Below are 25,174 nucleotides of genomic sequence, written 5' to 3' on the forward strand. Positions count from 1 at the left end.
TTTTGATTTTAGCTAAAAATGCTTAAAATTACTATTTTTTCTTAAATATATCTTTATTTTTAGGATTTTGCAAAAAGACTGAAACCGATTTTTTTGTGTGGTCCGCTTGCTTCTCTTTTGGCTTGTAGATAGAGAAATTTACAAGGATCGGGCTATTTTCAACCAAAATTTGAACCACTGCACCAAGTGGGAAAGAGACCACTGAGGCAAAATTTTCACTACCAAAGCCAGCCTCAAAGCTAAGCTCATCTTGCGTTAACTTTGCACTCTCAAGCGTATAGCCACCAAGTGAAAACATAATGACTGGCATATTAAAGCTTCTACTTATCTCATCTGGCAAGCTAGGCTCAAAGCTAACTAGCGGCAAATTTGCCACAACTGAGAAATTTACCCCTTTTTCAAGCAAAAAATCAATGCACTCATAAACGTGCATCTTCATCAAAAGCGCAAATTTCTCATCGTCTAAAATTTCATCTAACATCTCATTCCTTTTGAAATTTCTAAAAATTCATCTACTAGCTTTTTAACTTCATTTATGCCTATCCGCCAGAAATTTTTATCATCGATATCAAAGCCAAATTTAGCCACAAGCTCCTTTGGACTAAGGCTGCCGCCAAGGCTCAAAAACTCGGTGTAAATTTCAACAAAATTTTTGCATTTGCCGCTTTTATAAAGCCCAAAAAGTGCAAGCACAAGAAGCTGCGCGTAAGAGTAGGCGTAGCAGTAAAATGGAGTGTGGATGAAGTGCGGGATATAGCTCCACCAAATTTTGTAGTAGTCGTTTAGCGTGACGCTTTTGCCAAACATCTTTTTGCTCTCTCTTAGCCAAATTTTATTTAGTTCATCTAGGCTGATCTCGCCCTCGTGCGCGTGCACGGCCCTTTCAAAGGTGGTGAAATTTATCTGGCGGTAAAGCGTGGCAAATATATCCTCAATCTTGCCAGCAAGCAGTGAAATTTTCTCTTTTTTACTAAGGCCGTCTTTTATGTGGTCAAAAACTAACATCTCGCAAAAGACTGAAGCCGTCTCAGCCGTGGTTAGCGGAGTGTCTGAGTTTAGGTAGCTTACACTATATGATAGCTTTTGATGCACGGCGTGGCCAAGCTCGTGAGCTAGCGTGAAAAGGTCTCTTCGCTGGTTTGTGTGATTTAGCAAAACATAAGGGTGTGTATCGCTTGATCCTGAGTGAGAAAATGCCCCACCTCGTTTGTTTGGCGCTGGATAAACGTCGATCCAGCCGTCATTAAAGGCACTTTTAGCGATCTTACCAAATTCGCTTGAGAAATTTGAAAATGCCTTTAAAACTATCTTTTTGCACTCATCAAATTTATACTCCCCCTCGCTACTAAGAGGCGCGTATCTATCGTAGTCATAGAGCTTTTTTAGGCCTAAAATTTCTCTTTTGCGCTCGTAAAATTTAGAGACTAGGTCAAAATTTTTCTCAGTTACAGTGATGAGCGAATCAACGCTTTTTTTGGTGATTTGATTTTCAAGGTGTCTTGGCTCTTCAGGAAGCTTGAAATTTCGCAGCTCGCAGCTCGTTTTTAGATCGGTTTTTATCATATTATATATGTAGCCAAGAAGGTGCTGGTGTTTGCTAAGCTCGCTAGAGAGGCTTTTGGCGGCCAGTTTTCGCACGCTTTGGTCGCTCTCATGAAGCTTGGCTAAAATTTCCTCTTCATTTAAAAGCTCGCCTTTAAATTTAAACCTCATCTTGCTCATACTCTCATCAAAAAGCCTTGAAAAACCCTCGGCTCCGGTGCTTGCCGTGCGAAGTAGCACTCTCTCTTCGGCAACGCTAAGTTGGTGCGGTTTTGCTTTGGCGAGGTTGCTTAGATAGTAGCCATATTTTTTAGAGCTTTTGATGATCTCTTCTTGTTTTTTAGGGGCAAATTCATTAAATTTGATCTCAAAAAATATCAAATTTTCATTTGCTTTTGTCGCGATCTCATCGATCTTTGCATAGAATGCACCCTTGCTTGTATCTTTGGCAAAATTTAAAAAAGCGTATGTCATTACTTTTGAAATTTTAGCTATCAAGCTTTCATATTCGCCAAATGCCTTTAAAAACTGGTCTGTTTTTAAATTTTCATATTTTTCAAGGTATTTATCTTTAAATTTCTCGCACTCTTTTTGTAAATTTAGTGCGTTTTGCTCGCACTCTTTTTCGTTTGCAAAAAGTGCTTTTAGATCCCAAATTTGCATATTTATCCTTTAAATTTTTGGGACATTTTACAAAAAAATGGATAAAAGTAAAATTTCAGCCAAAATTTAGCTGAAATTTTATGAGTATTAGTTTGACGTCTCTGAGGCTACGGCTGTAAAAAGCACGTCTGATGAGCTATTTAGCGCAGTTTCAACTGAGTCTTGGATGACACCAATCGTAAAGCCAACTGTTACAAACTGCATAGCGATATCGTTGCTGATACCAAAAAGACCGCATGCTAATGGCACTAAAAGAAGTGAGCCTCCAGCCACGCCAGATGCACCGCATGCACCAAGAGCTGAGATGAAGCAAAGAAGTAGCGCATCGCCAAATGTAACTGTGATAGATGGGATAGAATTTACCGCTGTGAGCGCTAGAATACTGATCGTAACTGCTGCGCCACCCATGTTTATGGTGGCACCTAGTGGGATCGAGATCGAGTAAAGCTCCTCTTTTAGACCAAGCTTTTTGCAAAGCGCCATATTTACAGGGATATTTGCAGCTGAGCTTCTTGTAAAAAATGCCGAAATAGCACTCTCTTTTAGGCAGATCATGACAAGCGGATAAGGATTTTTCCTGGTTAATACAAAAACCATCGCTGGATAGATGATAAATGCGACAACAAGCATTGCCCCAACAAGAACTAAGATCAGTTTTAGATATCCTGCAAGTACTTCAAATCCAGTTTCATGAATGCTGATAGTAACCATACCAAAGATACCAAATGGAGCTAGTCTAATGATAAATTTAACGATATGAGTCACACCATCGCTTATGTCTTTAAATACTTTTTTGGTCTCGGCTGTGGAGTTTCTAAGTGCGATACCACTACCAACTGCCCAAGTGATAATACCTATATAGTTACCATTGGCTAAAGCATTTATTGGGTTTTCAACCATTTTATAAATGAGATCTTTTAAAACATTGGTAATCCCTTGAGGCGCTGACATATCAGCACTTGCAAGACCTTTTAAAGAAAGCTCCACTGGAAATAAGAAACTAGCAACAACTGCAACAACAGCTGCTAAAAATGTACCAATTAGATAGAGTGTAATGATCTTTTGCATACCTTTTGTATGGCCAAAATCTCTTAAAATGATGGATGTTGCCACTAAAACAAAGACAAGAATTGGTGCGATAGCTTTTAAAGCACCTTTGAATAAATCGCCTAAAACTGAAGCAGAAGCTGCTATAGAATCGGCTGAGCTAGCTTTTTCTTTGGCTTCGTTTAGCTGCTTGGCTTCATCCTGACTAAGGCGAGTTTTTATAACTTCATCTACGCTCAAACCACTCTCGTTTTGAATAGTTTGAATTTTAGCTGAAATATTGTTGTAAGGAGCTGTTTCGTAGTGTGTGTAAAAGCCAACTAGGGCACCTAGGATGATACCAACTAAAATTTGAACTATCAAATTTCCATCGGCGTATCTTCTTGCTATGTTTTTAAGCATATTCATTTGACACCTTAATAAATTAGTTTTTTGTTGATTTTAGCTAAACAATTTTTAAATATAAAGAATTTAATAAAGATTAATTAGCCTTTTAAATAGATTTGTTACAATTGCACAAAATTTAGTCAAGAAAAAAGGACAAAAATGTATCTATTTACTTCTGAGGTTGTAAGTCCAGGTCATCCAGATAAATGTGCTGATATAATTGCTGATAGTATTGTTGACACCATTTTAACACAAGATCCAAATGGCCGTGTTGCAAGTGAAGTTTTTGTGGCTGGAAAAAACATAGTAATAGGCGGAGAGATAAACTCAAAAGTAAAACTCTCCTTTAAAGATTACGAAAAGATCGTAAAAGACGCTCTTGCTCATATCGGGTATGACGGAAAAAGCAAATTTACAAAAGAGCAGTGCTTGCATCCAGATGATATCGAGGTCAAAGTCTGCTTAAATCAACAAAGCCCAGATATAAATCAAGGTGTTGATCAAAGCGACGGAGAGATTGGAGCAGGGGATCAAGGCATTATGTTTGGTTTTGCAAGCTGCGAAGCGAAAGAATTTATGCCAGCAGCTATAACTTATGCAAGAATGCTTTGCGAAAAAGTCTATAAATTTGCCAAGGCAAATCCTGATAAGCTTGGTGTTGACATAAAAACACAAGTTACGATTGACTATGGTAGCAAAGACAACTTTGAAAACTGCAAACCTCAAAGTATCCACACTATCGTTGTCTCTGCACCTTGCACGGAAAGTATGAAGATAGAAGAGCTTCGCGCTTTGATTCAAAATTTAATAGACGAAACTGGCCTTCCAAAAGAGCTATATAATAAAGAAAAAACGATCATTTACATAAACCCAACAGGTAGATATGTAAACCATAGCTCACTTCACGATAGCGGTCTAACAGGTAGAAAACTAATCGTTGATAGCTTTGGTGGATATAGTCCAATAGGCGGTGGTGCTCAGTCAAGCAAGGACTACACAAAGGTTGATCGCAGCGGACTTTACGCAGCGCGCTGGATAGCTAAAAATATTGTCGCAGCTGGTCTTGCTAAAAAATGTATCGTTCAGATAAGCTACGCTATCGGCGTTGCAAAGCCAACTTCAGTTAGTGTTGATACCATGGGAACTCACGCAAACAGCGTAAATGACGATATGCTTTCAAATTTTGTAAGTGAGCATTTTTCTCTAACTCCTCGCTGGATAACAAATAAATTTGGACTTGATAAGCCAAGCAAAGATACATTTTTATACGCAAAGGTAGCTGCAAAAGGTCAAGTGGGAAATGCAAAATACCCTTGGGAAAAGCTTGACGCTGTCGATACTTTCAAAGCTTTACTAAAAAAATAATCAAAAAAGTGGCTTTATTCAAAAGCCACTTTAAATCTCTCTTTTTAAAACTCATCCCAAAACGCTTTTTTAGGCTTTATGATCTCGCTTTTTGAGCCATTTACGCTGTGATAGACGACTTTATTGTATTTTGTGGCAAGGTGTTTTATAAGCAACTTTTGAAGCACAGGTTCGCTACTTGGCACAAACCAGCCGTTATTTGTGATAGCCACAACCACATCAAATTCACCCTTATAAAGCTCTTCTCTTGTCGCCTCATAGCAGATAGCGTTTCTAATTTTAACTCCGTCTATCTCATAGTCGCTAAATTTTTCAGCCTTTTTAAAGTCGCTAGCTCCGCCAAAAAATAGCTTATTAACCGCATCTTGCATAAATTTTGGCAAAGGAATTTCTTCTCCAAATGGCACTAAAAATTTCTTATCCATTCGCCTTAGACCACCATCTTGAAACAAAAATGCAGAGTTATAAATTTGCTTATTTTCATAGGCAAGCGCGCCAGCTACGATGGTTATCTTTTTTGAAAGCTCTTTTAGCTCATCAACAAGTAGTGGCTCATTTGTCATAAATAGTGGAAACGCGCTTTCAGGCAGCACGATGAGACGCTTTTGCTCGGCTATGGCGTTATTTATTAAGTCTAAATTTTCATTTGTAAATTCCATGCGTAAGCTTTTATCCCAGCGCACCCTTTGAGCGACATCGGTGTTTATTAGCTCCACGTCAAATGGCAAAGTCTTTGCCTCACCACCTTTAAACTGCAAAGCGGCGATCAGGCAGATAAAAGCTAGGATAAATTTTAAAATTTTGCTTTTTAAACTCAAAGAAATGGCTGCTAAAAATATAAATATAAGCCCTCTTGTGCTTGGCTCAAAAGCTCCTACAACAAGTGTGGCCTCGAGATTAAACCAGTTAAAGCCGAATGGATGAACGTAGCTTGCTAAAAATAGCAAAATGGCTCTAAGTGCTACAAAACTTGGGAAAGAGGCTATCCAAAACATAAATCCGTAAACAAATGCTACAAAGAGAATGACAAACGGTATAAGCCAAACGAGCTCATAGTAGATAAAACTAAAGCTGATCCAATAAAACCACAAAATTCCTGTGAAAAATCCAGCTGCGAAAAAACCAGCTCTGCTTAAATTTATGATGATGTAAATTCCAGTCAAAGTTAGAAACGGTGAGATGAAATTTAAGAGCAAATTCTCGAAGAGGCTTAAAAAAATAAAGTTGGAAAGCAAAAAAGCACCGACAAAGGCTTTTATTATAATTTTAGTGCTAAAATGCCCATTTAAAAATCTTACAAATAAGGAAATCCATGCAAAACGCTGATTTTTTAACATCATTACTACCTCTTGTTGTGCTTTTCGCCATATTTTACTTTTTGGTTATTAGACCTCAACAAAAACAACAAAAAGCCCATGCAGCAATGCTCGCAGCTCTTGATAAAGGTGATAAGATAATAACTAATGGCGGACTTATCTGCGAAGTGATTAAAGCCGAAAATGATTTTATCAAAGTTAAACTTAACGATGATGTAATTGTTCGTGTAGCACGTGAGTTTGTAGCTAAAAAGATCGAAGATAAATAATGCGTAACGCAAGAGTCACATATAGGCTAATTATCTTAATATTAGCCTTAATTTTTGGTTTTGGCTTTTCGGTGCCATCTTTTTTTCAGACTCAAAATGGGGCTAAAATTTCACTTGGCCTTGATCTTCAAGGCGGCCTTCATATGCTGCTTGGTGTTGAAACGAGCGAAGCTATCCACTCAAAAATAAAATCAATAGCTGGAAGTATAAATTATTATGCTAAAAAAGAAGATGTATTAATTGATAAATTTAAGATTAAAGAAGAGAACATTGACTTTACTCTTCTTGATGGCGACGAAGCTCCAAAAGTAGATAAAGCACTAGCCGAGATAAAGGGGCTTGATATCAAAAAAGATGGTTTAAATTACAGCATATCTTTAACCGAACAAGAAAGAGCGGATACGATCGAGTATGCGATCTCGCAAGCTGTTGAAACTATTAGAAACAGACTCGATCAGTTTGGTCTAGCTGAGCCAACTGTTGCCAGACAGGGCAAAGACAATATCCTAGTTGAGCTTCCTGGTATAAAGACTGAAGAGGATGAGCAAAGAGCAAGAGATCTCATCGCAAAGGCTGCTCACTTGCAGCTTATGGCAGTTGATGATAAAAGACAAGATCAGGCTAATACAATGAGCGAGGTTGAAGCTGAGAGCTACGGCGATGTGATCTTTAAAGATGCTAAAAATGACCGCGTGAAATATGTCGTTAAAAATATTCCAGTACTTGACGGTTCTATGCTAACTGATGCAAAGGTTGCATTTTCTCAGCAAAATAACCTACCGATCATAAATTTCACTCTTAACTCAGAAGGCGCTAGAATTTTTGGTGATTTTACTGGCGCAAATGTTGGCAAAAGGCTTGCTATTGTGCTTGATGGGAAGGTTTATTCAGCTCCTGTTATAAATGAAAGAATAGGTGGCGGCAGCGGTCAGATTAGCGGCGGCTTTACCCTTGATGAGGCTCACGACGTAGCGATCGCTCTTAGAAGCGGTGCACTTTTAGCCCCTGTTAAGATGCTAGAAAAAAGAAGCGTTGGCCCATCTTTGGGACAAGAGAGTATCAACCAAAGCATGGTAGCACTTGCTGCTGGATCTATCTTAGTCGTGTTATTTATGCTAGTTTATTATGGAATTTCTGGGATTTTTGCAAATATCGCACTAGTTGCAGACGTTGTTATATTAGTTGCTGTCATGGCGCTTTTTGGAGCGACGCTTACTTTGCCAGGCATGGCTGGTATCGTGCTAACGATCGGTATGGCTGTTGATGCAAACGTCATCATAAATGAACGTATACGTGAGCTTTTGCGTGAAGGTGTAGCGATAAGGACAGCTGTTCAAAAAGGCTATGAGCACGCTATGAGCGCAATTATCGACTCAAATTTAACTACTATCATCACAGTTGCGGTGCTTTATGCTTATGGCACTGGCCCAGTTAAAGGTTTTGCTGTGACAATGGCAATAGGTATCATGGCTTCGATGCTAACAGCTATACTTGGCACTCACGGTATGTTTGATGCTGTTATGGATAAGATAGAAAAAAGTGGAAATACCAGACTTTGGTTTGGTTATAAAAGGAGCTAATGATGCAAATTTTTACTAAAGCAAAAGTTTATGATTTTATGCGTTTTAGATTTGCTTCACTAGCATTTTCTATATTTTTATTTGTTGGCTCTATCGTTTTACTTGCTACAAAGGGGTTAAACTACGGTATTGATTTCTCTGGCGGTACGCTTATTCAGCTAAAATACGACACCAAAGCGCCACTTGATAAAATCCGCGACGCTTTTGGCACAAATGAAGTGCTTAAAAACGCCTCTGTTACTGAGTTTGGAAGCGAAGATGAGGCTGTTATTAGATTTTCAGGTTCAAGCTCAAATTTAACTGGTGACATTGGTACTGAGATAAAGCAAATTTTAAAAGATACTGGAAATTTTGAAGTAAGACGTGTTGATATCGTTGGTCCAAAGGTTGGTGACGAGCTTAGGCAAAAAGGCTTAATGGCTCTTGGAATTTCACTAATTGGCGTGCTTCTTTATATAACATTTAGATTTGAGTGGAGATTTGCGCTAGCTGCGATCGCAACTGAAATTCACGATATAGTTATAACAGTCGGTGCTATTTCGCTATTTGACATTGATGTAAATTTGGACACGCTAGCTGCTGTATTAACAGTGCTTGGCTACTCGCTAAACGATACGATCATCATTTTTGATAGGATCAGAGAAGGCATCAAAGAGAGCAAGAGGACTGATATCGAGGGCGTTATCAATGAGTCAGTTTCTGCTACGCTTTCAAGAACTATCCTAACTTCAGCAACTACGATGATGACAGTTCTTGTGTTATTTTTATTTGGTGGAGATATGATACATGGATTTTCATTTATTCTTATCGTTGGTATTGTCATAGGAACGATCAGTTCGATCTACATCTCTTCGCCGTTTCTTATCTGGTTTAAATTTAGCATCGAGCATTTTAGAAGTAGAGAGACTGAAAAGCAAAAGATAAAAAAAGAGCGCGAAAAAGAGCGTGCTATGTTTGAGAAAGGCGTTGTGTAAGGAGGGATAATGAACTGGGGAAAAGTTATCTACATATTTTTTGCATTGATGAGTCTTACGACTACGGCAGAATTTTTATATGATAAAAATGAGATTGCGCTTTTTGTGGCGGCTAGTATAAATTTGGTTTCAACGCTACTTAAGATCGGTGTTAAAAATTTACTCTCGGCTGAGCTTTTTGCAAGCTCACTGGTTGCTGATTTACACCTTATACCAGCTTTTGTTATTTTGCAAGTCTCTGAAAATATAACACTTAGCTATTCGTTGGCTATTGGCGCAGTCATTGCAAATATATTTTCACTAGCCTTGGTTTTAATAGAATCAAGTAAAGCTCAAGAAGAATTTTAGGAGAGAAAATGGCTGAAAAGAGAAAATATGAGCCTTTAGAGATAGAAAAAAAATGGCAAGAAATTTGGGATAAAAATGAAGAATTTGAACCAAAAGATAACCTAAGCTTGCCAAAAAAATATATCCTAAGTATGTTTCCGTATCCAAGCGGGCGCATACATATGGGGCATGTAAGAAACTACTCTATCGGTGATGCACTTGCTAGATCGTATAGAAAAAGCGGTTTTAACGTGCTTCATCCTATCGGCTTTGATAGCTTTGGTATGCCAGCTGAAAACGCAGCCATAAAACATAAAATTCACCCTAAAATTTGGACTTATGAAAACATCGACTATATGAAAAAAGAGCTATCAAGCCTTGGTTTTTCATTTTCTAAAAAGAGAATTTTAGCCACATCTGACCCACTTTACACAAAGTGGGAGCAAAGCTTTTTTATAAAGATGTTTGAAAAAGGGCTTGTTTATAGAAAAAATGCAATTATAAATTGGTGCGAATACGATCAAACTGTGCTTGCAAATGAGCAGGTAGAGGATGGTAAATGCTGGAGATGTGGTAATGAAGTGGTGCAAAAAGAGCTTCCAGGATATTACTTTAACATCACAAAATACGCTAGCGAGCTACTTGATGATCTAAAACTTCTTGAAGGCAAATGGCCAAATCAAGTAATCACAATGCAAGAAAACTGGATCGGCAGAAGCTACGGCTTGGAGTTTAAATTTTATCTTGATGAGGCTTCAAAAGAGGCTTTGGGTGGTAAATTTGACGGCTTTGAGGTGTTTACTACAAGAGCTGATACGATTTATGGCGTTAGCTACACAGCCCTTGCACCTGAGCATCCTATTGTAAAAGTATTGCTTGAGAGTGATAAAATTGATGAAAACAAAAAGACAAAGATAAAAACAATCCTAAATCAAAGCCCAAGAGAGCGTCAAGCAAGTGATAAAGACGGAGAATTTTTAGGAATTTATGTCGTTCATCCACTTACCAATGAAAAAATCCCAGTTTGGGTTGCAAATTTTATCCTAGCTGACTACGGCAGTGGTGCTATCATGGCTGTACCTGCACATGATCAAAGAGATTACGAGTTTGCAACTAAATTTAATCTTCCTATAAAGCCAGTAGTAAAGCCGCTTGAGGGCGAGAGCGACGGTTCTAAAGCATACTCTGAGTATGGAATTTCTATAAATTCTGAGCTTATAAATGGACTTACTTCAGAAGAAGCTAAAAATTTCATAATAGAAAAATTTGAAAAAGATGGTTTAGGCAAAAGGATCACAAACTACAAACTAAGAGACTGGGGAATTTCTCGTCAAAGATATTGGGGTGCACCAATACCAGTAGTTCACTGCAAATGCTGCGGCGTAGTGCCTGAAAAAGAGGAAAATTTACCTATCGCGCTACCTGAAGATGTCGAGATCACAGGCGAGGGCAATCCTTTAGATAAACATCCAACTTGGAAATTTACAAAGTGTCCAAAATGCGGACAAGATGCGATCAGAGAGACTGATACGATGGATACGTTTGTGGAGAGTAGCTGGTATTTTGCTAGATTTGCAAGCGATGAGAAGACTTGGGAACAAAAAGCGCTTGATGAAAAGAGCGTGAATTACTGGATGAATGTAGATCAGTATATCGGAGGCATCGAGCATGCGATCTTGCACCTTTTATACGCTAGATTTTTCCAAAAAGTCTTAAGAGATCTGGGCTATCTAAGAGATGATGAGCCATTTGAAAATTTGCTAACTCAAGGCATGGTCTTAAAAGATGGCAAAAAGATGAGCAAAAGTAAGGGCAACGTCGTAGATCCTGATGATATCATCAATAAATATGGTGCTGATACGGCAAGGCTATTTATCCTTTTTGCAGCGCCTCCTCAAAAAGAGCTTGAGTGGAACGATAGCGCAGTTGAAGGCGCATTTAGGTTTTTAAATAGGCTTTGGGAGAAGGCACAAACTATCAAAAAGATAGACGAACTGCCTCAGATAGATCATGAAAGCCTAAACAAAGATGAGAAATTTGCAAGACTAAAAATTTATGAAGCGCTTAAAAAATCAACCGAGGTTTTTGGCGACACATTTGCTTTTAACACACTAATCGCTGCTTGCATGGAGGCACTAAACGCCATAAATGCACAAGATAACGAAGATGTAAATGCTGAGGGCTTTTTTATTATATTAAATTTACTTGAGCCTATTGTGCCGCATATCGCAAATGAGCTTAGTGAAGAGCTTTTTGGTAGAAAAAATTTCACAAAGATAGCCGTAAAAGAAGAGGTTTTTGTAAAAGATAGCATCGCTCTTGCAGTTACAGTAAATGGTAAGAAAAGAGCTGAGTTTGAAGTGGCAGCAAGTGAGAGTGAGAGTGAAATTTTAAACATAGCTAAGCAAAACGTAGCTAAATGGCTTGAAGGAAAAGAAATTTTAAAAGAGATTTATATAAAAGGCAAATTAGTAAATTTTGTCATTAAAGGATAAATTTTGAGATATTTTTTAGCGTTTTTTATTGCGATATTTATCTGCGGGTGTGGGTATAAACCAGTTTCAAAGATCACACATGATCTAGTGGGTGATAAAATTTACGTTGATGTGATTATCAGCAAAGAAGAGCCAAAAAATAGTGTCTGGATAAAGGATGCTGTAAAAGAGGGTATGGTCGCAAGGCTACATAAAAATTTATCAAGCAAAGAAAGTGCTGATACTTCGATAATAGTTTCAGTTAATAATTTAAGCTATGAAGCAATTATTTATGATGAGTTTGGCTACATTACGTCGTATAAAGCACATTTAAGCTTAAATTATAAGACTAAATTTAAAGATGGTAGCGTGGTTGATATTCCAGCCACTGGCGAGTATGACTTTAGTGTCGCAAGACGTCAAAAAGATGTAAGATTTGCTGACAGCATTCTTAGTGATACTCAAAAATACGAAGCTATCAAAGAGGCATCAAAAGAGGCCTTTGATGAGTATATCGCAAGTTTAGCGGTAAAAGGATATAGAAATGGCAGCAGTAACCGTTAGTCAAATAGTCAAGGAAGCCTTAAATGAGATCAAAGATCGCCATTTGATGCTAACGCCAGAGAATTACACTGAAGTATATAATGAAATTTCTAAAAAATACGGCTTTACTACAGAAGAGAGTAAAAAGATAGAAAAATATATCTCAAGACTTGGTGATGAATATAAAAATCAAGCCCTAAGCCTTCATATAAAGACGGTCGATGAGTTTGTCGCTTTTATGACTGCTAGGCTCTCTAGAGGTGCTCAACAAGGAGCAGGACTTGCGGCTGACGATAAAAAATTACAGTCACTAAATGCATTTGCTAGAAGAATTCTCCAAGCTATCTCAATGCTTCACAATAAAGATGCAAAAAGCTTAGCAGAGCAAAGTATGCAACTGCTCGCTAGAAGATATGATGAGAAAAATCTTGAAGAAATGTGCCTTAGATGGTTTGACTTTGTTAGTTCTTACGACACTGAATTTTTAGAATTTTTGAAATATTATGGTGTTAGAAATTTTGATGATTTAAAGACAATGAGTTCTGAACTTGAGAAATTTCTTGCACAAAAAGATGAAGATGGCGAAGAGGATGTTTTGATTCAGCTTTTAAGCCTTACTCTTGAGCCTTCTATTACAAAGGATCTTGATGAAGAGCTTAGCACGATAAGAAGTACTTTGAAGCAAAATCCTAAAACCTTAAATAGCAAAGAATTTCAAGAAAAGGTAAAGGCATTTGTTGATCGAAGAATAGAAGAAGATAGAACGGAGATCATAGAAAAAGTTGGTTCGCTAAATAATGTCTTACAAAATATAAGTGAGAGAATTTCTGATATTGCAGTTAGTTCACAAAGTAGTTCTGATAAAGTAAAAAGCATTAAAAATGATCTAAAAAATGTAAATTTAAATACAAATAGCATTGATCAAGTAAGAAGTATGCTTATTGAGATCGCTGGTGCTTTGGAGATCGAGAGTAAAGAGCTAGGTATCGAGATGCACAATAGGCAAGCTACTATCTTAGAGCTTCAAAATAGAGTGAACAGCCTTGAAAAAGAGCTTGAGGAAGCTAAACTGGAGAGCAAAGAGGACTTTTTGACAAAAGTATCTACTAAGCGTGCTTTGATGAACGAGATTCAACGCATTGAAGAGGCATATAAACGCTATGGGACTGATTACTCTATATGCTTTGTTGATATTGACTTTTTCAAAAGCATAAACGATACTTATGGGCATGAGGCTGGAGATGTTATTCTTTCAGCGGTAGCTCAAGTGCTTAAGAAAAATGCTAGAAAGGTTGATTTCGTTGGTAGATATGGTGGTGAAGAATTTGTAATCTTACTTCCAAGCACTGGCTTAAAAGATAGTGTTAAATTTGGAGATAAACTAAGAAGCATGATAGAAAATTTCAAATTTATCTATAAAAATGAGCGCATCAAAGTTACTATCAGCTCTGGTATAGCGACAAGAAGTGCAAATTTAAGTGAGACAATGACGCTTGAGGCTGCTGATAAGATGCTTTATCTTTCAAAAGAAAATGGTAGAAATCAAGTAATGCCAAAGATAATCGAGGAAAAATGAACCTAGCTAAATTTCTTGATGGCAAACCACTTTACTATAAAGAGATTGACTATGGCAGGATTATTAGAGCGTATGCGACTATAAAAGAGCATATAAAGCCATTTAAGATTATTCACATAATAGGCACAAATGGCAAAGGTAGCAGTGGCCGCTTTTTAGCGCAAATTTTAAGCCAAAATGGCGCAAAAGTAGGGCACTACACAAGCCCTCATATATTTAAATTTAACGAGCGATTTTGGCTAAATGGTGAGGTTGCTAGCGATGAAATTTTAGAGGCAGCTCATGAGCGTTTGCAGGCTCTTTTAAGCGACGAGTACAAGATAAAAACGAGCTATTTTGAGTATATGACATTGCTTTCAGCTGTACTCTTTGAGGGTTGTGACTACTTTGTCTGCGAAGCTGGTATGGGTGGTGTGCTTGATGCGACAAATGTCTTTGAAAAAGAGCTAAGCATCTTTACTCCGATCGGCTTTGACCACACGGCGATACTGGGTAGTAGCTTAGAAGAAATTTCACGTACGAAATTTGAAGCCATGGGCAAAAGAGCTATTTTAAATGATGAGATGAACGAGATAAGTGTGGCTATCGCAAAAGAGATCGCAAGCAAGAAAAAAGCGGTTTTAAGCTTTCCAAGAGAAATTTTGACCAAAGAAAATTTAAACGAGATCGCAAACTATGCAGATAAATTTAATCTGCCAGAGTTTTTACGCTCAAATTTAACTCTAGCCTACGCCGCAGCTAAAATTTTAGATAACAGCATAGATATCAAAAAACTTGGCGTTTTATCGCTTCGTGGCAGATGCGAAAAGATCGCCTCAAATTTATATGTAGATGTCGGTCACAACGAGCTTGGAGCAAAAGCTGTGGCTAAGAAATTTAGCCAAGGTGAGTTTGCCAGTAAGAAGCTTACTTTAGTCTATAATTCGTTCTTGGATAAAGATTTCAAGGCAGTTTTAGCAGCACTTAAGCCGGTTATTGATGACGTGCTACTATATCACTATAACTGCGATGGCAGGGAGCTTGGCGGAGAACTTATAAACAAAGCTCTAAATGAGCTAGAAATTTCATATAAAGACTTTGAGCCAAGTGATATGAACGACGTAAAAGAGGCTATAAACGGCAAAATTTATCTAGCTTTTGGCTCATTTCATCTAGTTGAAGCCTTTTTAAAAGAGTATTATGCAAGCAAAGGTTTATGAGTATCTTTTAGCAAATTCTCCACAAATTCTCATCTGCGAAGATGAGAAGGAGGCAGCTCTTTGTGCGGATGCGGCTAGTTTTTCTGGTTTTAATGCATTTAGGTTGCCTGATTTTAGAGCTAAAAAGGGTGATGATTTAAGAAGCTTTAACGAAGAGCTTTTTGAAATTTCATCAGTACTTAGCAAATACTATAAATTTGATGGCAAAAAGATTATCATTAGTCCATTTAGTACGCTTTTAAATCCACTTCCAACGCAAAAAAATTTAGAGAGCTCCACGGTCAAGTTAAAAGATAATATAAACTTAAATGAATTTGCCGATCTGCTTATACGATTTGGCTATGAGTGTGTAGATATCGTTGAGAGCGTTGGTGAGTTTAGTATCCGTGGCGAAGTCATTGACATTTACGGCGTAAATATGGATGATCCTGTTAGGATCTTGCTATTTGGTGATGAGGTTGAGAGCATAAGAAACTACAACACTGCCACGCAAATTAGTAATAAAGCCGAGTTAAGCGAGGCCGAGATCGTGCCATTTATCGCAAATTTGAGCAAAGACGAGTTTGAAAAGGTCAGCCAAAAGATCGAGGATATGCAAAGCGACGCCTTGGTGAGTGACCTAAATTCGCTTGGATTTTGGGCGATCGATAGTTTTAGTGACTACTTAAAAGAATTTGACTCAAAGCTTGTTAAAAAGATCGATTTTGGAATTTATGATGTGCCTGAGGAGAAATTTAGGGGCATTGAAATTTTGCCTGAGCCAAAGATATTCAAGGATCTTGAAGTCACTTTAAATTTTGACTTTTTTGAACTAAATAAGAGTAAAAGCATAACTGTTCTTTCAAGAAATGAGGGACTTTTTAAGGGCTATGAGCTTGATAGCTTTACAAATGTAAAGCTTGAAATTTCGTCCCTTGTAGTAAATATAACTTCAAGCGACAAGATAGTCGTTTCACTAAATAAATTTGAGAAAAAAAGGCGAGTTAAACGTTCAAGTCTCGTGGTAGACGAGTTAAAAGTAAATGATTACGTCGTGCATGAAGACTATGGTATAGGTAAATTTCTAGGACTTGAAAAGATCAAAGTTTTGGGTGCTACGAAGGAATTTGTGGTCATTGCTTATCAAAATGATGATAAGCTTCTTTTGCCAGTAGAGCATCTAAATCTAATCGATCGCTACATCGCGCAAAATGGCTCTATGGCGGTGCTAGATCGCTTGGGTAAGGCAAATTTTGCCAAGATAAAAGAAAAGGTTAGAGAAAAACTATTTGCGATCGCTTCAAAGATCGTAGCAATGGCGGCAAAAAGAGAGCTTGTGGCTGGTAAAATTTTGCAAAAAGAAGACATTTCTTATCTAAATTTTGTCCAAGACGCTGGCTTTTCATATACGAGTGATCAGCAAAAAGCGGTAAATGATATAAAAGATGAGCTAAAAAGCGGTAAGGTGATGGATAGGCTGCTTAGTGGAGACGTTGGCTTTGGTAAGACTGAAGTTGCGATGAATGCTATATTTACCTGCATAAAATCAGGTTTTAGTGCATTTTTCTTCGTGCCAACGACACTTCTTAGCTCGCAACACTACAAGACGCTAAGCCAAAGATTTAGCAAATTTGGCATAAAGGTCTTTAGACTGGATCGCTTCTCAAGTGCTAAAGAAAAGGCGAGCCTACAAAAAGCGCTAAAAGAAAATGAGCCAATAGTTTGCGTAGGTACACATGCACTTCTTGGTGTAAAGGCTGAAAATTTAGGGCTTATCGTCGTTGATGAGGAGCATAAATTTGGCGTTAAGCAAAAAGAGCAGCTAAAAGAAATTTCTCAGCACTCACATATCTTAAGTATGAGCGCCACGCCGATACCAAGAAGTCTAAATATGGCGCTTAGCAAGATAAAAACATATAGCATTTTAGCCACTCCGCCAAGCTCAAGGCTGGATGTAAGAACAAGCGTGAGAGAGTGGGACGAAAAGGTCATCAAAGAGGCGATCATGCGTGAGCTAAGACGTGGCGGGCAGATTTTTTATATTCACAACCACATCGCAGACATTGAGCAGACAGCAAATGAGCTAAGAAAAATTTTGCCAAAGCTTAGAATTTTGATACTTCACTCAAAGGTAAATGCAAAAGTCGCTGAAGATGAGATGATGAAATTTGAGCGAGGCGAGTATGACTTGCTACTTTGCACCAGCATCGTTGAAAGCGGCATTCACTTGCCAAATGCAAACACCATAATCGTAGAAAATGCCAATAAATTTGGCATGGCTGACCTGCATCAGCTGCGCGGGCGAGTTGGTAGAAGCGACAAGCAGGCTTACTGCTACTTTTTGGTGGAAGATAAAGATGCCATTAGTAAAGACGCGCTAAAACGTCTTGTGGCACTTGAAGGCAACTCATTTTTGGGCGCTGGCTCGGTGCTAGCCTATCACGACCTTGAGATAAGAGGTGGTGGTAACATCATCGGCGAGGCGCAAAGCGGCCATATCGAGGCTATCGGCTACTCGCTATATCTAAAAATGCTAGAAGATGAGATAAACAAGCTGCTAAATCAAGACTCCGCAAAGCTTGACAAGATCGATCTAAAGCTTAGTGTGAGCGCCTTTTTAAATCAAGAATTTATAAGAGAAGATAGACTAAGGCTTGAAATTTACAGGCGCCTTAGCAAGTGCAAAGAAGTGAGTGAGGTCTATGAGATACAAAGTGAGCTTGAGGATAGATTTGGCAAGATAGATATATTTACAAAGCAGTTTTTAGATGTCATCATCATTAAAATTTTAGCTCTAAAAGCTGGCATAAAAATGATCTCAAATAGCGAGCAAAACATACTAATAACAAAAAATGATGATGAGAAGATCAGACTAAAGTCACGTAGTAAGGACGATGACGATGTATTGGCTGAAATTTTGGTCTATCTAAGAAAGGATAAGAAGTGATAGATTGGGGCGTGAAGTATGCAGCGATATATAGAAGCACAAAAAGCATGCTAAAACCAGTTGATGATATTGATTTTGTAGATATCGACTCACTTTATGGACTAGAAAAACAAAAAGAAATTTTACTAAAAAATACTCTAAATTTTATAGAAGGTAAAGACGCAAATCACGTGCTTCTTTGGGGCGAGAGAGGATGTGGCAAGTCAAGCCTTGTAAGGGCTGTTTTTACTAAATTTTATAAAGCTGGACTTCGCATCATAGAGATCGGCTGCGAGGATCTAAAATACCTTGGTGATATCATCGATGAGATCAGAAAAAGTGAGTTTAAATTTATCATTTTTTGTGACGATCTAAGCTTTGAAAATGGCAGCAATGAGTATAAATTTCTAAAGCCTATAATGGATGGCTCTATCCAAAAGCCACCAAAAAACGTCCTTTTATACGCCACTTCAAACCGCAGACATCTAATAAGCGAGTTTAAAAGCGAAAATGAAAACTCAGAGCTAATTGACGGCGAAATCCACTACAGCGATGCAGCTCAGGAGAAAATTTCTCTATCAGATCGCTTTGGTCTTTGGATCAGCTTTTATCAAGGCAACTACGACGAGTACCTAAAAATGGTTGATTTTTACTTTAAAGACTACACTGGCGACAAAGATGAGCTTCACACTCTTGCTAAAAATTTTGCCACGCTAAGAGCCAGCAGAAGCGGCAGGACTGCAAAGCAGTTTTATCTAACTTTTAAAGAAAATTTAAAATGAGATCAACCGATCTGTTTTTAGCTTTGCTAAATCACAAAAAGAGAAATTTAGACGAGCTAAAATGGCCAGGTGAGGGCACTTTTGAGGTTATTTTGGGTGCTATCTTGGTGCAAAATACTAACTGGAAAAACGTAGAAAAAGCGCTAAATAATCTAAAAAATGCCAGTAAAGATAGCCTACAAGGCATTTGCGCGCTTGAAAACAGTGAGCTTGCCATACTCATAAAGCCAAGTGGTTTTTACAACACAAAGGCAAAACGCCTAAAGACACTTTGTCTAGCTATAAAAAATGAATTTGATAATTTTGAAAATTTTAAAGAAAACGTAAGTCGTGAGTGGCTAATAAACGTAAAAGGCGTTGGAGCCGAGACTTGCGATGCGATACTTGCTTATGCTTGTGACAAGCCATATATGGTCGTTGATGCTTACGCGCTTAGGATAATGGCGTATTTTGACTATACTTTTGAGAGCTACGATGAGGCGGCTGAGTGGTTTAGTTCGCTTGATTATGATGAAATTTATAAATTTCTTGATAGCGAGAAATTTGATGAGGTTGAAATTTTAAAACTCTACCACGCTCTTATTTTGGAGTTTTGTAAAGAGAATTTCAAAGGTAAAATTTTAAGCCAAAATGGTCAAAAAATATTAAGCAGCATTAAAAATTAAACTACTAATATGTAACAACTCTTTATAAATTTGCCAAAGATTGGGGCTTTTTATAATCTATTTTAAAATTCTGTGCTAAATTTACACAAAATTTATCTTATTTATTTTAGGAGGAGTGATGATCTACGATAACATCGTAAAAACGATCGGTAATACACCTATCGTAAAGGTTAAAACAGGTGCTGACGAGGCTGAAATTTACGTAAAATTAGAGTTTTTTAATCCAGGTGGCTCTGTAAAAGATAGGATCGCATTTAATATGATAACCAAAATGCTAGCTGACGGTACGCTAAAACATGGCGATACGATCGTTGAGCCAACGAGCGGAAATACTGGTATTGGCGTAGCGATGTGTGGTGCTGCACTTGGTTTTAAAGTGATACTTTGCATGCCAGAGAGCATGAGCATCGAAAGACGTAAAATAGTGGCTGCTTATGGCGCACAACTTGAGCTTACTCCAGCATCTGGTGGTATGAAAGCAGCGATCGCAAGAGTTACAGAGCTAGCAGCTCAGCCAAATCACATAATGCTAAGCCAGTTTGAAAACAAGTATAACCCACAAGCTCACGAACTAACAACAGCAGCTGAGATTGTGGCTGATTTTAGTAAGCTTGATGCATTTGTAGCTGGCGTTGGTACAGGTGGCACGATAAGCGGCGTGGCAAAAGTTCTAAAAGAAAAGGGCTATGATACTGAGATCATCGCAGTTGAGCCTGAGGCATCGCCGGTTTTAAGTGGTGGCAACCCAGGACCGCATAAAATTCAAGGCATTGGAGCCGGATTTTTACCAAATACTATGAATATGAGCCTAGTTAGTGAAGTAGAAAAAGTAAGCAACGATGACGCACTAAACGCAGCTAGAGCAATTGCAAAAAGTGATGGACTCATGATAGGTATAAGCGGTGGTGCTGCTTACGTGGCTGCAAAAAGAGTAGCTAAAAGACTTGGCGCTGGCAAAAAAGTACTTTTCATAGCTCCAGATAATGGTGAAAGATACTTAAGCACAGAGCTTTACGGAGCATAAAAATATGTGGGAGAGTCTAAAGGAGCTAGTTCAAACTGTTCGTGAAAAAGACCCATCGGTACATAAGTGTTGCTTTTTGGCAATACTTATAAACACTCCTGGTATTCATGCGGTTTTGTTTCATAAAATTTCTCATTTTCTATATAAAAAAGAGCATTTTTTTCTAGCTAGGCTCATCTCACAAATTGCAAGATTTTTAACAGGCATCGAGATCCACCCAGGCGCAAAGATCGGTAGGAGATTTTTCATAGATCATGGTATGGGTGTGGTTATCGGTGAGACAGCAGAGATAGGTGATGATGTGATGATGTATCATCAAGTAACACTTGGAGGCACTGGAAAAGAGTGTGGCAAAAGGCATCCGACTGTAAAAAATGGCGTGACTATTGCAGCTGGCGCGAAAATACTAGGTGCCATAACGATCGGCGAAAATGCCAAGATCGGCGCAAACTCGGTCGTGCTAAAAAATGTCCCAGCAAACACGACAGTGGTTGGTATACCAGCAAGAATAGTTCGAGTAAATGGGACAAAATTTGAACCAGAGTTTATTATCTAACCTTAAAGATTAGATAAATTTATTCTTACTTTTTATACTTTAAAATTTGAGCATAAATTTCGTCTTTTAGTTTTAATTTCTCTTTCTTTAAATTATCGATTTCAGATGGTTTTACTAGATTGTCGTCTATTTTTTTATTTAGCTCATCATGTTTTTTGCAAAGAGTAGCAAAACGAGCATCGGTTTTCTTTAGCTCATTTATAAGGTCTGTATATTCATGTAACATATTGGCTCCTATAAAATTTTGAGAAATTTTATCAAGGCTTTGTAAATGCTTGGATATAAAAAAGGTGCCAAGACATTGCTTAAATTTTTAAAAAGAGCGAGTAGAAAAATTTATTTTATACGTATTTGAATTCTTCAGGTTTGTGTTTGCTTTTTACAACACGCTTGGTTAGACGTATTCCATCAACGGTACCGATGACTAAAAGCTTTGATCCTGTTCCTACTAATGTATCGCCATTTGGCATTGGCACAAAATTATTATTTATATCTCTAATGCCTACTATGTCTGCATTTGTAATATTTCGCAAATGAGTCTCTTTTAATCTTTTAAATCTTATCCAAGAGTAATCAGGCACAAGAATTTCTTCTATATCGATAGGTGAATTTTTTGTATACAAAAACTGCTCTAATAAATTTTCCATGTCCGGCCTTACGCTCATGGCACTTAACCGCTGCGCGACTAAGCGAGATGGACTTACCACATTGTCAGCGCCTAATTTTTTTAATCTTTGTGTATCGTCTTCTGTCTCGGCATTTGTGATGATATGATAAGGCTTTCTGCGACCTATCTCTTTTTCATAAAGTCTTACAGATGCTATAAGGGCGATGTTATCAGCAATATTTGAGCTAAGAGTTATAAGTCCTTTTGCACTTGATAGATGTGTTTTTAAAAAGGCAATTTGTGTGTGTGGCTGAGCTTTTATGAAATATGGATATTTATAAATTTGAGCTAGCTCTGCGATATCTTCTCTATCATCGACCACTACAAAAGGTATATGATTTTCACGAAATTGAGCACTAAGTTCGATTGTGTATAGATTGTGATAACAAATAACGAAGTGATTTTTTAGTCTTGCGATCCTATAAAGCATGCGTCGTTCCTTTAAAATGCTAATTAATGTACCTCTTTTTAAAACCTCAACCACAATACCGATCGATAGCGTAAATATAATAAAACCAATAAGTATAAACGTGATAGTAAAAATTCTGCCCTTTGGAGTTATTGGAGCAACTTCGGTAAAACCAACTGTTGTAAAAGTCATGCCAGCTTGGTAAAAGGCATCTATTAGCGAGAAATTATCTATTAAGACATAACCTAATGTTCCAAAAAGTAACAGTAATACGACTGAAATTAGTGGAAATCTAAAAGGTTTTAATTGTTCATAAAGCTCAGTATCTAGGCTTATTTCTGGTTTTGTAGAGTTTGACCAGTTGAGGAATTTTAAAAGTCTTGAGAGAAAAGACATAAATTCCTCTTCATTTTATATTCTTAGTTTGATTGTTTCTTCATCGTTCTTAGAGTAGAAGCAGCAACTTTTATCTTTCTTGTAGTACCATCTTCTAGCGTAACGCGAATCGTTCTAAGATTTGGCAAGAATCTTCTTTTAGTTTTATTGTTAGCGTGGCTCACATTGTTGCCTATCATCGGTCCTTTGCCTGTTATCGCACATCTTTTTGACATTTTTTTTCCTTATAAACAAAAATTTCTGCTGATTTTATCTAAAACAAACAAAAGTAATGCTTAAATAGATTCTTTTTTAAAAGAATTGATTTTTATTAATAATCTAGATAAAATAACACTTTTGCCTATAATTATAAATAGCAAAAATATTTAGAAATCTTGAGTGATACAAAATGCTTAGTAAAGAGTTGATCGAAAAAAATGTTGATTTTGTTTTACAGATGCCAACTCTTTTTGAAAAGATCGAGCACTTTTTATTAGCTGGTAATGTGACTGAGGCAGTTGCTACTTTGCAAAATATAGCATCTTTTAAAACTTATTTTAGCTCCATTTTTAAACGTGTAAAATTTGATATTCCTTATGATGGCAACGATTTGGTAGTAATAGCAAATATGCTTGGCATTGATACTTTTAGAGCGATAGTGCTTTCTTATTTTATATTTTTAAAATCCCCAAAAATTTATAAGGTATTTAATTTTAAAATCATTGATTTGATCGAGCTTAATGCTAAAATTTTATCAGATTGGCTAAAGGTATTAAATTCTTTTAAAGAAAAACACTATAACTATTTATCGCTTGCTCCGTATTCTATGGCCTGTATTATAGTGTGTGAGAATTTATTTTCGAAATTTCCATCTTATATGTCAGATGTTATTTCGTATTCTGATGTAAGCTATAATAAAATTTTGCAAAAAAAATATGGCTTTAATCTTTGGGATATTTTTTTAAAAGCAATGAATATGAATAAACAATCATTAAGCAAGATTGATAAAGAGATGCTTTACTTTTTTGAAATTTTGCTCTCTTATGAGTCCAGCAGGCCTGAATTTTATGATTTTGGAGTTGATAAAATTTTAGATATCAATATTTATCTAGAGATGCAAACCATTATATTTATTAAAAAAGCTCTACAAAAATGAAATTAACTTTTAATGGTTCTATGGCTATTATAAGGCCTTTTGGTTTTTTGGAAGCAGAGAATGTTCCATTAAAATTAAGTGAAAAATATATAAACCAAATTTCATCGCGTGATATCAGCGCTATACTGCTCTCACTAAAAAATGTTACATTTTTTAGTCCTATTTGGCTTGGTAGAATAATTGAAAATTTAAGCGAAGAAGCGCAAAAGCTTGGCGTAGTATTTGCGATTTGTGATTACAATGAAATTTTTTATGAATTGATGATGAAAACAGTTAAAAATATTTTAAATATTTCGATGTTTGAAAGTGAAAATATCGCAAGCTTGTTTTTAAATAAATTTCTAAACAACGCAAATGACAAAGTTTTCATTTATAACTCAACTGAGCAGTATAAGCACTATTTGGCCAATTATCTCAAAAATCGCTCATTTGATGTGGTTGAGGCTAGAGATGCAACCGAGTTTAATAAAAAAAAGAATTTATATAGTTATGCAGTGTCGCAGCTAAATCATGTGAGATTAAGACAAAATCAGATAGATACTTTTATAAAAGATGGTGTCGTTGTTTATGCCATAAAAAGTTTTATGGACTCAGATTTTATTGAAGATTTTGATATGTCAGCTCATGACATTATGCTAAAAATCGGATATAAATTTTTTATTTTATGGGTAAATATTTCTGGCGCTTTAAATATAAGGGGTGCAAAATTTCTAATCAAACTTGCTAGCATTAGCAAAAGATCAGGTGCATTTATTTCGCTTTGTGGCATAAACGAATCAAATTTATCTATCGAATTAGTAACATACCTTAAAGATGCAAATATATTTATCTATAAAAATTTAAATGACTTTTACAAAGACGACACTATTTTTTATCTTAAAAAAAGAGACTTTGATGCAGAGCCAGTAGATATCAACAAGAGCGTTGCTCAAATTTCATCTTATGTGACACAAATTGTGAGCAAAATTATCTCACAATTAGCAGAAGAAGAAATTTTGTGTGTTGATACCAAAGTTAGTGCGCTTGACATAGAGGATGAGTGCGATTACTTGCGTATTTGTGTTCAGTATTATGGTGATATTTACGCAAGAGTGCTATTTGGAGTAAAAAAAGATAAATTAGACAAAATTTGCTCTATTTTTATGCCTGAAGGCAATGATTCAAATGATTATTTAAGTGGATATTCTCAAATTTTTAGTATCATTACGGATAAATTTTTGACTCATCTTTGGCAAAAAGGCATAAAAGTAAAAGTTAGCTTGCCTAAAATTTTATCCGATGATGTTTTTTTCGATCACAATAGTGTAGGCATCATGAATAGGCTAGATGCAAAAGATGACGAAATTGGCTTTATATTTGTAACTAAATAAGGA

At 36.9% G+C, this 25,174-nt stretch carries 23 protein-coding genes; 16 read left to right on the forward strand and 7 right to left on the reverse strand.

The genetic code is table 11. The features are described 5' to 3' along the window. Positions 1–31 precede the first annotated feature (31 nt). From MTT30_RS02120 to sstT, 3 genes are all read right to left on the reverse strand, one after another. Positions 32–481, reverse strand: coding sequence for a hypothetical protein (locus tag MTT30_RS02120; protein WP_429800816.1), 450 nt, complete (start codon positions 479–481; stop codon positions 32–34). After that, complete coding sequence (locus tag MTT30_RS02125) at positions 475–2,205, reverse strand: M3 family oligoendopeptidase (RefSeq protein ID WP_429800817.1); 1,731 nt, start codon at positions 2,203–2,205, stop codon at positions 475–477. Before MTT30_RS02125 ends, MTT30_RS02120 begins: the two co-directional genes overlap by 7 nt. Positions 2,206–2,292: 87 nt before the next feature. After that, positions 2,293–3,660 (reverse strand): serine/threonine transporter SstT, encoded by a 1,368-nt coding sequence (gene sstT / locus MTT30_RS02130; protein ID WP_429800818.1) that lies wholly within the window; start codon positions 3,658–3,660, stop codon positions 2,293–2,295. Between the two features lie 138 nt (positions 3,661–3,798). Between sstT and metK the strand changes: the two genes are divergently transcribed. Next, entirely contained in the window at positions 3,799–5,004 is a 1,206-nt protein-coding gene (gene metK / locus MTT30_RS02135; protein WP_429800819.1) for a methionine adenosyltransferase, read from the forward strand. Positions 5,005–5,048: 44 nt separating this feature from the next. On the opposite strand, the gene MTT30_RS02140 is transcribed toward metK, so the two are convergent. Beyond that, on the reverse strand, positions 5,049–6,341 hold the full coding sequence (locus MTT30_RS02140) for an apolipoprotein N-acyltransferase (protein ID WP_429800820.1): 1,293 nt from the start codon (positions 6,339–6,341) through the stop codon (positions 5,049–5,051). Between MTT30_RS02140 and yajC the strand changes: the two genes are divergently transcribed. From yajC to epsC, 13 genes are all read left to right on the forward strand, one after another. After that, positions 6,317–6,589 carry a preprotein translocase subunit YajC gene (gene yajC / locus MTT30_RS02145; RefSeq protein WP_429800821.1) on the forward strand — a complete coding sequence of 91 codons (273 nt, stop codon included), beginning with the start codon at positions 6,317–6,319 and terminating at the stop codon, positions 6,587–6,589. The two genes, MTT30_RS02140 and yajC, sit on opposite strands and share 25 nt — an antisense overlap. After that, complete coding sequence (gene secD / locus MTT30_RS02150) at positions 6,589–8,169, forward strand: protein translocase subunit SecD (RefSeq protein ID WP_429800822.1); 1,581 nt, start codon at positions 6,589–6,591, stop codon at positions 8,167–8,169. Before yajC ends, secD begins: the two co-directional genes overlap by 1 nt. Before the next feature lie 2 nt (positions 8,170–8,171). Next, complete coding sequence (gene secF / locus MTT30_RS02155) at positions 8,172–9,143, forward strand: protein translocase subunit SecF (protein WP_149716350.1); 972 nt, start codon at positions 8,172–8,174, stop codon at positions 9,141–9,143. A gap of 9 nt (positions 9,144–9,152) precedes the next feature. Then, positions 9,153–9,491 carry a DUF6394 family protein gene (locus MTT30_RS02160; protein ID WP_021090699.1) on the forward strand — a complete coding sequence of 113 codons (339 nt, stop codon included), beginning with the start codon at positions 9,153–9,155 and terminating at the stop codon, positions 9,489–9,491. 8 nt (positions 9,492–9,499) lie between these two features. Then, the gene (gene leuS / locus MTT30_RS02165; protein WP_429800823.1) at positions 9,500–11,965 is read left to right on the forward strand and encodes a leucine--tRNA ligase; all 2,466 of its coding nucleotides are present in this window, start codon (positions 9,500–9,502) and stop codon (positions 11,963–11,965) included. 3 nt (positions 11,966–11,968) lie between these two features. Continuing rightward, positions 11,969–12,508 (forward strand): LPS assembly lipoprotein LptE, encoded by a 540-nt coding sequence (gene lptE / locus MTT30_RS02170; RefSeq protein ID WP_103649415.1) that lies wholly within the window; start codon positions 11,969–11,971, stop codon positions 12,506–12,508. Then, on the forward strand, positions 12,489–14,063 hold the full coding sequence (locus tag MTT30_RS02175; protein ID WP_429800824.1) for a GGDEF domain-containing protein: 1,575 nt from the start codon (positions 12,489–12,491) through the stop codon (positions 14,061–14,063). The genes lptE and MTT30_RS02175 overlap by 20 nt, the downstream gene beginning before the upstream one ends. Then, positions 14,060–15,262 carry a Mur ligase family protein gene (locus MTT30_RS02180; protein ID WP_429800825.1) on the forward strand — a complete coding sequence of 401 codons (1,203 nt, stop codon included), beginning with the start codon at positions 14,060–14,062 and terminating at the stop codon, positions 15,260–15,262. Before MTT30_RS02175 ends, MTT30_RS02180 begins: the two co-directional genes overlap by 4 nt. Next, entirely contained in the window at positions 15,243–18,188 is a 2,946-nt protein-coding gene (gene mfd, locus MTT30_RS02185) for a transcription-repair coupling factor (protein ID WP_429800826.1), read from the forward strand. Before MTT30_RS02180 ends, mfd begins: the two co-directional genes overlap by 20 nt. Beyond that, positions 18,185–18,949 (forward strand): ATP-binding protein, encoded by a 765-nt coding sequence (locus MTT30_RS02190; RefSeq protein ID WP_429800827.1) that lies wholly within the window; start codon positions 18,185–18,187, stop codon positions 18,947–18,949. The genes mfd and MTT30_RS02190 overlap by 4 nt, the downstream gene beginning before the upstream one ends. After that, positions 18,946–19,614, forward strand: a complete 669-nt coding sequence (locus MTT30_RS02195) for an endonuclease III domain-containing protein (RefSeq protein ID WP_429800828.1) — start codon at positions 18,946–18,948, stop codon at positions 19,612–19,614. Before MTT30_RS02190 ends, MTT30_RS02195 begins: the two co-directional genes overlap by 4 nt. Positions 19,615–19,732: 118 nt before the next feature. Further along, positions 19,733–20,638 carry a cysteine synthase A gene (cysK, locus tag MTT30_RS02200; protein WP_429800829.1) on the forward strand — a complete coding sequence of 302 codons (906 nt, stop codon included), beginning with the start codon at positions 19,733–19,735 and terminating at the stop codon, positions 20,636–20,638. A 4-nt stretch (positions 20,639–20,642) separates the two neighbouring features. Beyond that, positions 20,643–21,194: a serine O-acetyltransferase EpsC gene (epsC, locus tag MTT30_RS02205; protein ID WP_429800830.1), complete on the forward strand. Its 552-nt coding sequence runs from the start codon at positions 20,643–20,645 to the stop codon at positions 21,192–21,194. A gap of 25 nt (positions 21,195–21,219) precedes the next feature. Here epsC and MTT30_RS02210 read toward each other — a convergent pair whose 3' ends face one another. The 3 genes from MTT30_RS02210 to rpmB form a co-directional block, all read right to left on the reverse strand. Continuing rightward, positions 21,220–21,420: a YdcH family protein gene (locus MTT30_RS02210; RefSeq protein WP_429800831.1), complete on the reverse strand. Its 201-nt coding sequence runs from the start codon at positions 21,418–21,420 to the stop codon at positions 21,220–21,222. A 115-nt stretch (positions 21,421–21,535) separates the two neighbouring features. Beyond that, on the reverse strand, positions 21,536–22,666 hold the full coding sequence (locus MTT30_RS02215; RefSeq protein WP_021090478.1) for a potassium channel family protein: 1,131 nt from the start codon (positions 22,664–22,666) through the stop codon (positions 21,536–21,538). A gap of 23 nt (positions 22,667–22,689) precedes the next feature. After that, the gene (gene rpmB / locus MTT30_RS02220; protein ID WP_021090707.1) at positions 22,690–22,881 is read right to left on the reverse strand and encodes a 50S ribosomal protein L28; all 192 of its coding nucleotides are present in this window, start codon (positions 22,879–22,881) and stop codon (positions 22,690–22,692) included. Between the two features lie 173 nt (positions 22,882–23,054). Here rpmB and MTT30_RS02225 point away from each other — a divergent pair, with 173 nt between their 5' ends. Next, a complete protein-coding gene (locus MTT30_RS02225) occupies positions 23,055–23,801 on the forward strand; it encodes a hypothetical protein (RefSeq protein ID WP_429800832.1) in 747 nt (248 codons plus the stop codon). Between the two features lie 47 nt (positions 23,802–23,848). Then, positions 23,849–25,171, forward strand: a complete 1,323-nt coding sequence (locus tag MTT30_RS02230; RefSeq protein WP_187424697.1) for a hypothetical protein — start codon at positions 23,849–23,851, stop codon at positions 25,169–25,171. Positions 25,172–25,174 lie beyond the last annotated feature (3 nt).

The sequence above is a fragment of the Campylobacter concisus genome (assembly GCF_050447445.1).
Taxonomy (GTDB): domain Bacteria; phylum Campylobacterota; class Campylobacteria; order Campylobacterales; family Campylobacteraceae; genus Campylobacter_A; species Campylobacter_A concisus_BI.